The 11,879-nt window shown below is 71.8% G+C and carries 13 protein-coding genes; 7 read left to right on the top strand and 6 right to left on the bottom strand.

All coding sequences use genetic code 11. From position 1 onward, the window contains the following. Positions 1 to 10: 10 nt before the first annotated feature. Positions 11 to 1,210, bottom strand: a complete 1,200-nt coding sequence (gene dinB, locus ACHAAC_RS00755; RefSeq protein WP_435713946.1) for a DNA polymerase IV — start codon at positions 1,208 to 1,210, stop codon at positions 11 to 13. Between the two features lie 143 nt (positions 1,211 to 1,353). Between dinB and ACHAAC_RS00750 the strand changes: the two genes are divergently transcribed. The 4 genes from ACHAAC_RS00750 to mutM are packed head-to-tail and all read left to right on the top strand — an operon-like array spanning position 1,354 to position 3,693. Further along, entirely contained in the window at positions 1,354 to 1,917 is a 564-nt protein-coding gene (locus ACHAAC_RS00750; protein ID WP_435713945.1) for a YceD family protein, read from the top strand. Between the two features lie 2 nt (positions 1,918 to 1,919). Continuing rightward, on the top strand, positions 1,920 to 2,105 hold the full coding sequence (rpmF, locus tag ACHAAC_RS00745; RefSeq protein ID WP_435713944.1) for a 50S ribosomal protein L32: 186 nt from the start codon (positions 1,920 to 1,922) through the stop codon (positions 2,103 to 2,105). Positions 2,106 to 2,140: 35 nt separating this feature from the next. After that, positions 2,141 to 2,824 carry a ribonuclease III gene (gene rnc, locus ACHAAC_RS00740; RefSeq protein ID WP_435713943.1) on the top strand — a complete coding sequence of 228 codons (684 nt, stop codon included), beginning with the start codon at positions 2,141 to 2,143 and terminating at the stop codon, positions 2,822 to 2,824. An 8-nt stretch (positions 2,825 to 2,832) separates the two neighbouring features. Beyond that, entirely contained in the window at positions 2,833 to 3,693 is an 861-nt protein-coding gene (gene mutM, locus ACHAAC_RS00735) for a bifunctional DNA-formamidopyrimidine glycosylase/DNA-(apurinic or apyrimidinic site) lyase (protein WP_435713942.1), read from the top strand. Positions 3,694 to 3,967: 274 nt separating this feature from the next. On the opposite strand, the gene ACHAAC_RS00730 is transcribed toward mutM, so the two are convergent. From ACHAAC_RS00730 to ACHAAC_RS00715, 4 genes are all read right to left on the bottom strand, one after another. Continuing rightward, positions 3,968 to 4,819 (bottom strand): nitrilase-related carbon-nitrogen hydrolase, encoded by an 852-nt coding sequence (locus ACHAAC_RS00730; RefSeq protein ID WP_435713941.1) that lies wholly within the window; start codon positions 4,817 to 4,819, stop codon positions 3,968 to 3,970. 4 nt (positions 4,820 to 4,823) lie between these two features. Continuing rightward, entirely contained in the window at positions 4,824 to 5,990 is a 1,167-nt protein-coding gene (locus ACHAAC_RS00725; RefSeq protein WP_435713940.1) for a hypothetical protein, read from the bottom strand. A 31-nt stretch (positions 5,991 to 6,021) separates the two neighbouring features. Continuing rightward, positions 6,022 to 7,020 (bottom strand): ester cyclase, encoded by a 999-nt coding sequence (locus ACHAAC_RS00720; RefSeq protein WP_435713939.1) that lies wholly within the window; start codon positions 7,018 to 7,020, stop codon positions 6,022 to 6,024. Between the two features lie 179 nt (positions 7,021 to 7,199). After that, entirely contained in the window at positions 7,200 to 8,201 is a 1,002-nt protein-coding gene (locus tag ACHAAC_RS00715; RefSeq protein ID WP_435713938.1) for a LacI family DNA-binding transcriptional regulator, read from the bottom strand. Positions 8,202 to 8,348: 147 nt separating this feature from the next. Between ACHAAC_RS00715 and hisD the strand changes: the two genes are divergently transcribed. From hisD to ACHAAC_RS00700, 3 genes are read left to right on the top strand one after another with little or no spacing between them, the layout of a single operon-like run. Then, complete coding sequence (hisD, locus tag ACHAAC_RS00710; RefSeq protein WP_435713937.1) at positions 8,349 to 9,674, top strand: histidinol dehydrogenase; 1,326 nt, start codon at positions 8,349 to 8,351, stop codon at positions 9,672 to 9,674. Beyond that, positions 9,671 to 10,429 (top strand): SDR family NAD(P)-dependent oxidoreductase, encoded by a 759-nt coding sequence (locus tag ACHAAC_RS00705; RefSeq protein WP_435713936.1) that lies wholly within the window; start codon positions 9,671 to 9,673, stop codon positions 10,427 to 10,429. The genes hisD and ACHAAC_RS00705 overlap by 4 nt, the downstream gene beginning before the upstream one ends. Beyond that, complete coding sequence (locus ACHAAC_RS00700; RefSeq protein ID WP_435713935.1) at positions 10,426 to 11,169, top strand: HpcH/HpaI aldolase family protein; 744 nt, start codon at positions 10,426 to 10,428, stop codon at positions 11,167 to 11,169. The genes ACHAAC_RS00705 and ACHAAC_RS00700 overlap by 4 nt, the downstream gene beginning before the upstream one ends. Here ACHAAC_RS00700 and ACHAAC_RS00695 read toward each other — a convergent pair. Then, positions 11,166 to 11,879 carry an alpha/beta fold hydrolase gene (locus tag ACHAAC_RS00695; RefSeq protein WP_435713934.1) on the bottom strand — a complete coding sequence of 238 codons (714 nt, stop codon included), beginning with the start codon at positions 11,877 to 11,879 and terminating at the stop codon, positions 11,166 to 11,168. The two genes, ACHAAC_RS00700 and ACHAAC_RS00695, sit on opposite strands and share 4 nt — an antisense overlap.

Raw genomic sequence — 11,879 nt, 5'->3', positions numbered from 1 at the left:
GCCGTGGGCCTCAGTCCGGGAGGGTCGGCATGGCCGGCCGCTCGGAGCGGCCGACCTGGGCGGCCCGTCGCAGCGCCGCGGACCCGAAGCGGTCACGGACGGCGTCGACCGCCTCGTCGAGCCCGCGCGTGTCGACGTCGCCGATGGGGAGCTCCAGCTGCTCGCCCTGGCGCTCCAGCCCGGCGCACTGGACGCCGACGAGGGTGATCCCGCGCCGGGCGATCTCCGCCGAGCGCCCTCGCAGGAGGTCCAGGGCAGCTCCCAGGAGGGGGTCGGTGTGGGCGCTCGGGCGGACCAACGTCCGCGAGCCGGTGGACGTGGTGAAGTCGTCGAAGCGGACCCGGACGACCACGGTGGCTGCGGTCTGCCCGGCCGCGCGGAGCCGGCGGGCGACTCGGTCCACCAGGGTCATCAGCACGATCTCGACGTCGTGCGGGGCGTGCGGTCCGCGGCCGAGCGCATGCTGGGCGCCCATCGAGCGTCGACGTCGTGTCGTCTCGACGCGGCGTGGGTCCTCGCCTGAGGCCAGGGCGAGCAGGTGGCGTGCCGCCGCCGGCCCGACCAGCGAGGCCAGCTCGCCCCGATCGAGGCGCGCGACGTCGGCGATCGTGCGCAGCCGCATCGAGTGCAGCTTCTCGGTGGTCTTCGGCCCGACGCCCCACAGGGCCTGGACGGGCAGCGAGTGCAGGAACCGCATCTCATCGGCGAGGGGGACGACGAGCAACCCGTCCGGCTTGGCCATGGCACTGGCCACCTTGGCGAGGTACTTGGTCCGCGCGACGCCCACGGAGATCGGCAGCCCGACACGCTCGCGCACGTCGACCCGCAGCCGAGCGCCGATCGTGGAGGGAGCCCCGCGGATGCGCCGCAAGCCCCCCACCTCCAGGAAGGCCTCGTCGATGGAGACGCCCTCGACGAGCGGCGTGGTGTCGGCGAACACGGAGAACACGTCGCGGCTCGCCTGCGCATAGGCCTCCATCCGTGGGGGCACGACGACGGCGTCGGGGCACAGGCGCAGCGCTTGCCGACCGCCCATCGCGCCACGCACGCCGTGCGCACGGGCCTCGTAGCTGGCGGCCATGACGACGCCGCCACCCACGATCACCGGTCGGCCGCGCAGGGCCGGGTCGTCGCGCTGCTCGACGGCGGCGAAGAAGGAGTCGAGGTCGGCGTGCAGGACCGTCCCCTCCTGCTCCGCGGACGTCTGCACCCCGCCATCGTCCCACCCGGCTCGGACACCTGCCGCTGCGTGAGCGATGTGGATTGGTGCCGGGCTGTGCCCTCGGGGTAGCATGAACGTCGGCCTGTTCGCAGGCCGTGATGTGTCGTGCACTTTCGACGGACGGATCAGACGTGCTTTCCGGACCACTCGTCTTCGACACCCAGGTACTGGGTCGTCGGCCGGGGACCGAGAAGACCTACGAGAAGACCGTCGAGGCGCCGGCAGATCTGGGTCACGACGTCATCGGCGTGCCCGAGGGATCGTCCATCGATCTCGAGCTTCGGCTCGAGGCCGTCATGGACGGGGTGCTGGCCACCGGCACCGCCTCGGCACGGACGACCGGTGAGTGCGTGCGGTGCCTGGCGGCTCTCGATGACGAGATCACCGTGGACCTCCAGGAGCTGTACGTCTACGAACCGGTCGCGACCGGGGAGGACGCCGACGACGAGATGGCCCTCGAGGACGACCTGCTCGACCTCGAACCAGTCCTGCGGGACGCGGTGGTGCTCGCACTGCCGTTCAATCCCGTGTGTGGCCCGGAATGTCCGGGACTGTGCCCCGAGTGCGGGGCGCGGCTCGCGGATGATCCAGACCACACACACGGCGAGGCGATCGACCCGCGATGGGCGACGCTGAGCCACCTGACCACAGAACCGAACGAGCCGGGCTCGGTCCCGGACAGCCCCAAGGAGTAACCGTGGCGGTCCCGAAGCGAAAGCTCTCGCGCAGCAACACGCGTCACCGTCGGTCGCAGTGGAAGGCCACTGCGCCGCAGCTGGCCAACTGCGCCAACCCCGCGTGCGACGCGAAGGTCCTGCCGCACCGCGCGTGCGCCGAGTGCGGACAGTACGGCGCTCGCGGCGAGCGTCGCCAGGTCCTCTGACCGACGGCGCCGCGTCCCCGGACGCGCTGCGTGAGGTGCTCGGTGTCCCAGACCTGGACTCCGGGCTGCTCTCGCACGCCCTGACGCATCGGTCCTACGCCTACGAGCACGGAGGCGTCCCGGACAACGAGCGGCTGGAGTTTCTCGGCGACTCCGTCCTCGGCCTCGTCGTCACCGACGCGCTCTTCACGACCCATCCGGACCTGCCCGAGGGCCAGCTGGCCAAGCTCCGGGCCGCCGTCGTGAGCGCCAAGGCCCTCGCGGAGGTGGCAGAGGTGCTCGACCTCGGGGCCCACCTGCGGCTCGGTCGTGGCGAGGAGGCCACGGGTGGCCGGCGCAAGCCGTCGATCCTGTCCGACGCCGTCGAGGCCGTCCTGGGGGCGGTGTACGTGCAGTTCGGCATCGAGCGGTCCTCGGAGGTCATCCACCGCGTCTTCGACCCCTTCCTCGCGCGGGCCGCCGACCTCGGCGCGGGGCTCGACTGGAAGACGTCGTTGCAGGAGATCAGCGCCGACCACGGTCTGGGTGTCCCCGAGTACGCCATCGTGGGCACCGGACCGGACCACGACAAGACCTTCTCGGCGCGGGTCTACCTTCGCCAGCGCGTCTATGACGGCGGGACCGGGCGGTCCAAGAAGGAGGCCGAGCAGCAGGTCGCCGAGATCGCGTGGCGACGGCTGCAGGCCGAGCTCAGCCCGGCCGACGCCATCGATGCCTGAGCGGGCCCGTGCCTGAGCTGCCCGAGGTCGAGGTCGTCCGTCGTGGTCTGGACGACCACGTCGTCGGCAGGTCGATCACCGGTGTCGACGTGCTCGATGTCCGCTCGTTGCGGCGGCACGCCCCAGGACCGCAGGACTTCGTCGACCGGCTCGTGGGCCGGACCATGGTGGCGGCCCGGCGGCGCGGCAAGTACCTCTGGCTGGCGCTGGACGACGCGCTGGCCGGCGACGCCGTCCTGTGCCACCTGGGCATGAGTGGCCAGATGCTCATCAGCGACGCCGCTGCCGTGCCGCCGAGGCACCTGCGCATCGTGCTGCGCCTGGACGACGGACGAGAGCTGCGCTTCGCCGACCAGCGGATCTTCGGCGGCATGGCCTACAGCGAGGACGGCGCTGTCCTGCCGCCGGAGATCGCGCACATCGCCCGCGACCCGCTCGACCCCGCCTTCGACGTCACCGGGTTCGCGACGTCCCTGACGCGGCGTCAGACGGGCGTCAAGCGTGCGCTGCTGGACCAGACGCTCGTCTCCGGCGTCGGCAACATCTATGCCGACGAGGCCCTGTGGCGAAGCCGGCTGCACTACGCCCGGAACACCCGGAACCTGCGCCCCCGAGAGATCGACACCCTGGTGGGTCACGTCACCGACGTCATGACGCAGGCCCTGGACCAGGGCGGCACCTCCTTCGACGCGCTCTACGTCAACGTGAACGGCCAGAGCGGGTACTTCGACCGTTCGCTCTCCGCGTACGGTCGCGCGGGCGAGCCGTGCTCCCGCTGCGGCACCCCCATCCGTCGCGACGCCTTCATGAACCGCTCGTCCTTCACCTGCCCCCGCTGCCAGCCCCGCCCGCGTAGGGGTCGGTGGTAGTGGCCGGGGCGGGCTCGTTCCGCCCCCTACGCGCTGAGCGCGTGGGAGGTACCCCCAGCCCTCACCCCGTGACTCGCTGGCGCTCGCCACGGCCCGGCCCGCCTCGCTCCGCTCGGCCCATGGTGGCCGGGCGCACTCGCTTCGCTTCGTGCTCACTCCCGTCGCGCCCCCACTCGCAGAGCTCGCGGGAGGTGCCCCCAGCCAGGGCTCGCGTCGGGCCGGCCCGCCTCGCTCCGCTCGGCCCGTGGTCGGGGCGGATCGATGCCTCGATCGGTCAGGCGTACAGGTCGGGCCGACGGTCGTCCAGGGCGTGGTTGTGGCTGCCCAGCGTCTTGGTGCGCGCGGCGGCGAGGTCGACCTCCGCGAGCACGATCATCGAGGTGGCGGAGCCCGAGTCGGCGCAGGCCGGGCCGGCCAGCAGTCGCCCATCGACGTCGGCGACGAGGGACGCGCCGTACCAGTCGACTCCCTGCTCGAGGCCGCACCGATCGGCCACGACGACGTTCAGGCGGTACGTGGCAGCCGCGGCTCGGGCCTTGACCACCTCGAACGGGTCGGTGCGGTGCCCGGTGTCCCGCAGTGGCCAGTTCGCCGGGACGGCGAGCACCTCTGCGCCGTCCTGCGCGGCGAGCCGGACCCACTCGGGGAACTCCAGGTCGTAGCAGACCATGACCCCGACGCGGCCCGCCGAGGTGTCGACGACCAGGGGAGGTGCGTCTCCGAGGTCGAAGGCATCTCGTTCGGCGCCCCAGGGGTGCACCTTGCGATAGACGCCGACGAGGCGCCCGGCGTCGAGGACGACTGCGGAGTTGTGCACGACGGCGTCGTCACCCTGCTCCGCCAGACCGGCCACGACCACGCACCCCGTGGCGGCGGAAGCCTCCTGGAGGGACCGCACCGTCGGCCCGTCGAGCGGCTCGGCGACGGCGCGTGCCTCGGCCGGCGTGCGCAGGATCCCAGCGCAGGCCGTCAGCTCGGGCAGGACGACCAGGCGAGCCCCACGGTCGACGGCCCGCAGGATCGTCGACCGTAGCACCGAGGGGTCCTGCCGGACTGCGGGCACGTCGATCTGGCAGGCCGCGACCGTCACCCGGTCCGGCGGCGCCGTCACGACGTGCCCGCTCACGGACTCAGTCGTCCTCGGTCGCGGTGGCCATGACGCTCGCCGGCGCCCGGTACCCGTCAGGGTCGATGACCGTGCCGGCCGCGCGGGCCGCCTCGACGACCTCGGGGGTCCACTCCAGGCGGGTCCGCCCGTCGCCACCGGTGACGACGACCATCTCGCCCGTCCCGGGCTCGGCGGCCTGTCCCACGGTGTCGTCGATCAGGCGGACCGACCGCCACACGCCCGGGGGGACCGAGAGTGCATCGAGGGGGCCGAGCTCGACGACCTGCTCCTCGCTCCCGCGGTTGAGGGTGACGGCCCAGCGCCCGGCCTTGGCCGTGAGCACCTGGGTCTCGTCGTGGCGGTGCGTGAGCACGCCGTCTCCGGGCCGGGCCCGCAACCAGGCCAGGTCGAAGGTGTGCGGGTTGCCGATCGCCGGCGCTGCCCGTCGGTCCTCACTCGTGCCGTGGCCGATCACGAGGCTGAGCTGGGCGCCACCGCCGGGCAGCTCCGAGCACAGGTAGGGACGCTCGACCCAGACCCGGTCGCCCTGGGTGACGACCCGCTGCCGGAACTGCTCGGGTGCCACCACGTCGAGGCGGTCGATCTCGGCCTGGGGCATCGGCTTGATGAGCTGGGCATCGTCGGGGATCTCGTCGCCGGCGACGGTGTCGATGAGCCGGTTGTCCGAGGTCAGGTGGAGCCCGTGACCCGCCGCGTCGCGCAGGACCTGGGGCCCCCAGATGATCCCGCCGTTGTCGTCCTGGCCGAGCACGGTGAGCAGGACACCCTCGTCGTCGCCGACGTTGGTGAACCCGCGGAAGATCCACGACGGGACGGAGATGACGTCGCCGTCGACGGAGCGGTACTCGCCCTGGGTGCCGTCCGGCCCCCACCGAAGCTGGTAGTCGCCTCCGAAGTTGATGAAGACCTCGGCGGTGAAGTGCATGTGCAAGCTGTTGACGGTGCCGTTCGGCATGCCGGCAGCACCGACGTTGAAGCCGTGCGGCTCCTCGAGGTTCACGAACTGCTGGGCGCTCTGGGAGACGCCGGCTCCGATGAAGGAGTAGTTGTCCTTGCGGTCCGACCCGGGCGTGCGGCAGTCGATGAAGGCTGCCTTGCACGGGACCCAGTCCTTGTGCAGGATCGTGCGCCGGGCGACTTCCGTGGCGCTGATGGTGGAGTCGGTCATGCTGGTGCTCCTTCCGGGCTGTGCGCCCAGGTCAGTAGATGTTCGTGTTGGCGTGCTCGACGTCGCCGCGCGTGGAGTTGATCTGCGCCCGCAGGGCGATCTCGTCGTAGATCCGCTTCTCCTTGACCACGCGGCCGTCCTGCACGAGGAACTGCGAGACGCCGAGCAGGTCGATCGGCTCCAGCGTGAGCGGCCCGTAGTGGGCGGTGCCCTCATAGCGGCCGCTCATCTTCCACATCACGGCGATCCGCAGGCCGCCGTAGCGCTCGCTGCGGTTGGTCTGGACGTCTCGCACCTCGAACTGCGCCTCGGGGAAGGCCGAGACCAGGCGCAGCAGGTCGCGCTGGTAGCCGTCCGCGCGAGTGATCGTGGTGTCGCCGATCGTGTCCAGGAAGAGGTCGCGGTGGACGAAGTCGGTCAGTCGGTTCAGGTGGCGGGCGTTCCAGACCTCGTCGATCAGCTCGAGCACCATCTCGATCTCGGCTCGGAAGTCGTCCGGCCGCGGGCCACTGTCGCCCTCGGCGAGCACGTCCTGGGGCGCTGCCTCGAGGAAGGAGCCCTGGAACCCGCGGAAGGTCTGTCCGAGAGCCACCTCCGCGGGGTCGAGGCCTCGCTGCAGCGCCTGCGCGAGGGTGTCGCGCACGACCCACTCCTCGACCATCCGTCCCTGTCGGTAGAGGCAGTTGGCGATGGTCCGGCTGCGGACGCGACGCAGGGCGCCGTCGATGAGCATCTCGTCGCTGGAGAAGACCAGGTGTGAGCTCAGGAAGGCGTCGTCGCCGCGGGCCTCCCACACGACGTCCTCAGCCACTCCGACGTGCTGCGGTGACTCAGCGATGCGCATGAGGCTGCCGTCGATGACGCCTTGGCGGTCCATCGTCGTGCCGAGTCCGCCGTGGACGATCGAGTCGGGCTCGTAGTTGTCGACGATGTAGTGGATGTCGCGCCCCACCCAGATGCGGTCGGTGACCTCACGGATGAAGTCGTCGGGGTCGGTGTAGGGGCGGTACGCGATGGGATCCAGCGGCACGGGGAGGTCCTTCCGGTGACTGCTCCGCACCCGTCGCGACGACTCGGGGAACCGTGCGACGCGGCCTGCGGAGACCTGACGGGACGTTCGTCACCTCCGGGTCAACCGGTGGCGACATCATCACTGTATGCGTATGCATAGCGCCTCCGCAAGAACCTGGCCCCACCCGAAGTAAGGGTTTACTCAGTGCTCGGCGCGCCGAGGGTGGCGCGGGGGACCCACCGGGTGGGGAAGCTGACGTGCCGGACAGGGGCCTCCGGGCCCTCCTCGACCCGGCGCACCAGCAGTCGGGCCGCCTCGCGGGACATGGCATCGAGGTCGTAGGCCACCGTGCTGAGCCGGACGATCGGCCACCGAGAGGTGGGGAGGTCGTCGAAGCCCAGGATGGAGAGGTCGCCGGGGACGCGCAGACCCTGCTCGGCGGCGGCGTTGAGGGCGCCCAGGGCGACGACGTCGTTGCCGCACAGCAGCGCGGTGGGCGGGTCCGACACCTCCAGGAGCTCGCGGGCGCCCTCCATGCCGGTCTCGAAGTCGAACGGTCCGTGCAGCACGCGGCGGCTCGGCAGGGTGAGGCCTCGTGACTCGAACGCCGAGCGAACAGCCTGCTCGCGCTCCTCGCCGGTGCTGGTGTTGCGCGGCCCGAAGATGGCGGCGATCCGTTGGTGACCGGCGTCCGCGACCGCCTCCGCGAGCGCGACCACACCCTGCTCGGGGTCCACCGTGACGGCATCGGCGGCGACGCCGGCGGCGGTGCGGTTGAAGTACACGAACGGCATGTGCCGGTCCTTCAGGCGGGCCGGCAGGATCGAGTCGACCGTCGTGGTCGCCAGGACGACGCCGCACAGACCGTGGGAGACCAGTCGGTCGGCGACGGGGCTGCTCTCGCTCGTCTCGGTGACGAGCACCAGCTCATAGCCGATCCGCTCGAGCTCGTCGTGCATCGGGGCGATGACGTGGGAGTAGAACTGGTTGGTCAGGTCGGTCAGGACGAGACCGACCCGGGTGGAGCGTCCCGTGGAGAGGGCGCGACCGAAGGTGTTGGGGGCGTAGCCGAGGGCGATCGCGGCCTCCCTGACCCGACGCTTGGTGTCCTCGGAGACCTTCGGGCTGTTGTTGAAGGCGCGCGAGACCGTCGGTTGCGAGACCCCGGCGAGCCGGGCCACGTCGTGACTGGTGATCAAAGCCCCTCCTTGCGCTGTGATCATAGTGCGCCACGGGAGCGGCGTGCCGCTTCGCCTGCCTCTTGACGCCCGACCGAGGGGCAGGTTGAATGGTGCGCATACGTATGTCTAACGATGACCGTTGCTGTCGTCGAGCTGGGAGGAACGATGCCCGAGTACCTGAAGAGCGCCACCCGCGCCACCTTCGCCGACGGGAGCCGGACGGAGCTGTCCGCCAAGGTCGCCGCGATCATCGCCGACGTGCGCGAGCGCGGCGACGAGGCGGTGCGTGAGTACTCGGGCCGCTTCGACAGCTGGCAGCCCGAGGAGGGCTTCCGGCTCTCGCCGGAGAAGGTCGCCCAGATCGTGGACTCGCTGCCGACGCAGGTCATCGAGGACATCGCCTTCGTGCAGGACCAGGTGCGCGGCTTCGCGCAGGTCCAGAGGGACTCCATGCAGGACGTCGAGGTCGAGACCCTCCCGGGGGTGCGGCTGGGACACCGACACGTCCCCGTCGCTGCGGCGGGCGCGTACGTGCCGGGCGGGCGCTACCCGCTGACCGCCTCCGCGCACATGACGGTGGTCACCGCGAAGGTCGCCGGCGTGCCGCGGGTCGTGGCCTGCACCCCTCCGATCGGTGGGGAGATCCCGCCCGCCACCGTCGCCGCCATGAGCATGGCCGGCGCCGACGAGATCAACATCCTCGGTGGCGTGCAGGCCGTCGCGGCGATGGCCGTGGGCACGGAGAGCATCGAGCGCATCGACTTCCTCGCGGGCCCCGGCAACGCGTTCGTCGCCGAGGCCAAGCGGCAGCTCTTCGGGGAGGTCGGGATCGACCTGTTCGCCGGTCCCACCGAGATCCTGGTGCTGGCCGATGAGAACGCCGACCCGTTCACCGTGGCCGTCGACCTGCTCTCGCAGGCCGAGCACGGCCCCGACTCCCCGGCGGTGCTCGTGACGACCTCCGCTGCCCTCGGGGCCGAGGTGCTCACGCTCGTCGACCGCATCCTGCCCGGCATGCCGACGCGTGACTTCGCCGGACCCGCATGGCGCGACCACGGCGAGGTGGTCGTGGTCGAGGACATGGACGAGCTGTGGCGGGTCGGCGACTCCTACGCCTCCGAGCACGTGCAGGTGCTCACCGCAGAGCCGCGTCAGGCCCTGGAGCGGATGCGCGACTACGGCGCACTGTTCCTCGGCGAGAACACGTGCGTCTCCTACGGAGACAAGGTGATCGGTACCAACCACGTGCTCCCGACCCTCGGCAGCGCCCGGTACACCGGCGGACTGTGGGTCGGGAAGTACCTCAAGACGGTCACGTACCAGGAGGTCACCGACCCGAGCACGAGCGCCATGCTCGGCCGGGTCTGTGGTCGGGCCTCGCGGGTGGAGCTCTTCGAGGGGCACGCCCGCTCCGGGGACATCCGCGCCTGGCGTCATGAGGGTGACTCCTACGAGTGGATCGACGCCGTCCATGAGGGCCAGCCGTCGTGAGCGGGGTCGCGGGGCGTCTTGCCGTGGTGACCGGCGGGGGATCGGGCCTCGGAGCCGTCATCGCGGCCCACCTCGTGGCCGGCGGCGCCGAGGTGGTGCTGGTCGGACGCAGGGCGGAGGCGCTCGACGAGGTGGCCCGCGACCTCGGGGGAGCGGCGCGCGCCGAAACCTGCGACGTCGCCGACCCGGACTCCGTGGAGTCACTGGCCGCCAGGCTCGCCGGCGAGCCGGTCTCGATCCTGGTGAACAACGCCGGGATCGCCGGCCCGGTCGCCCCACTCACCGAGATCGAACCGCACGACTGGGACGAGGTCTTCGCGGTGAACGTCCGGGGCACCTACCTCACCTGCCGGGCGTTCCTGCCGGGGATGGTGGAGCGGGGCGGTGGTGACGTCGTCAACCTCGCATCGGTCTCGGGCAAGCGGCCGCTCGCTCGACGGACCCCGTACTGCGCGTCCAAGATGGCGGTCCTGGGTCTCAGTGCCACTCTCGCCCAGGAAGTCGGCCCGTCCGGCGTCCGGGTGAACACGCTCTCGCCCGGTCCGGTGGAGGGAGAGCGGATGGACCGCAACTTCCGGCTGGAGGCCGAGCGCACCGGGCGCAGCGTCGAGGAGGCCCGTTCGGCGTTCGTCGACCGGGCGGCCCTGGGGCGGATGGTCACCCCCGAGGAAGTGGGTCGTGCCGTCGTCGCGATGCTCGACATGCCGGGCATGACAGGGGCCGACGTCGACCTCTCGGCGGGGATGGTCGCGTGAACGCGCACGGACCCGCCTCCCTGCGTTCCAGGCTGTCGGCCGGCGACCGGCTGGTCGGTGGCCTGGTGCGGATGCCCTCGCAGGAGCTGGTCGAGATGATGGCCGTCGCCGGCTTCGACTTCGTGCTCGTCGACTGCGAGCACGGCGCTCCCGACCTGGCCGACCTGCGCCACCACGTCACGGCCGCCGAGGCGTTCGGCCTGCCGGTGATGGTGCGGCCAGGGGAGCATGACCCGGCCTTCGCCCTGCGCGCGCTGGATCTCGGCGTCGGTGGTCTGGTGGTGCCGCACGTCGACTCCGCCGTTGATGCCGACGCGGCCGTGCGCGCGGTCCGCTACCCGCCGCGCGGCTCCCGCGGCTTCGCGCTGTACTCCCGGGCCGGCAGGTACGGGGCCGTCGACGCCCAGGAGCACCGACAGCGCGCCGACGACGTCCTGCTCCTGGCCATGATCGAGTCGCCACGGGCGGTGCTCGCCACCGACGAGATCGTCGGCGTCGACGGCATCGACGGCTACCTCATCGGGACCTCCGACCTGGGTGCCACCCGCGGGCCGCAGGACCCTCCGTTGGACGAGCTGGTCACCCGGACCCACCGCACGGCTGCCACCACGGGTGCCTGGCGAGCCGACCTCGCCGGCGACGCGGCGACGGCGCGCGCCAGTCTCGAGGGCGGCGCCCACCTGGTCGTGCACAACGTAACGATGGCGATGATGGAGCTCCTGCGCGAGCTGCGCGTCTAGGAGGCCATCGGCTCGGCCCACCACAGCGCCAGCGCGTCCCCGACCGCCCCGGGGGCCTCCAGTGGGGACAGGTGGCCGACGCCGGGGAGCACGACGAGTCGTGAACCGGTCACCGCACGGTGCACCTCCTCGTGCCGATCGAGGCCGACGAGGGCGTCCTGCTCCCCGGCGACCACGGTCGTGGGAACGCTGAGGCGCTCCAGCGCGGGGCGCTCGTCGACCCGGGTCGCCTGCAGGGACAGCTGGGCGTCGAGGTCGGCGTCGCCGGTCTCGTCCGCCATCGTCAGCGTCTCCCTCTCCAGGGGCGTGTCAAGGCTCCGTGCCGACAGCAGGACGGGCAGCAGATCGCGCTGCAGGTCCCGGGCCGTTCGGCCGTCGGCGAGTGCGGTGCGCTGAGCGGCCCATGCCTCGCGCTGCACCGGGACCGGCGGGCGGGGGTTGACCGCGAGCAGGGCCAGGCGCTCGACGCGCTCCGGAGCCCGTCGGACGAGCGCCAGCGCCACGATCGCGCCCAGGCTCAGCCCGGCGAGGGCGAAGCGCGGGGGCAGCTGTGCCAGCAGGTCGTCGACGCATCCGTCCAGGGTGGGGCGGCGAAGGCGAGGATGGATCGGGTCGGCGCTCCCGAGCTCCCCGCGGGCGCTGTCCAGGGCAGGTGTCCACAGCCTGGGGGAGCAGTTCATGCCCGGCAGCAGCACCAGGGGAGCGGACAC

This window comes from Aeromicrobium sp. CF4.19, assembly GCF_051262555.1.
Lineage (GTDB): Bacteria > Actinomycetota > Actinomycetes > Propionibacteriales > Nocardioidaceae > Aeromicrobium.
This window is presented reverse-complemented; position numbering and strand designations above follow the sequence as displayed.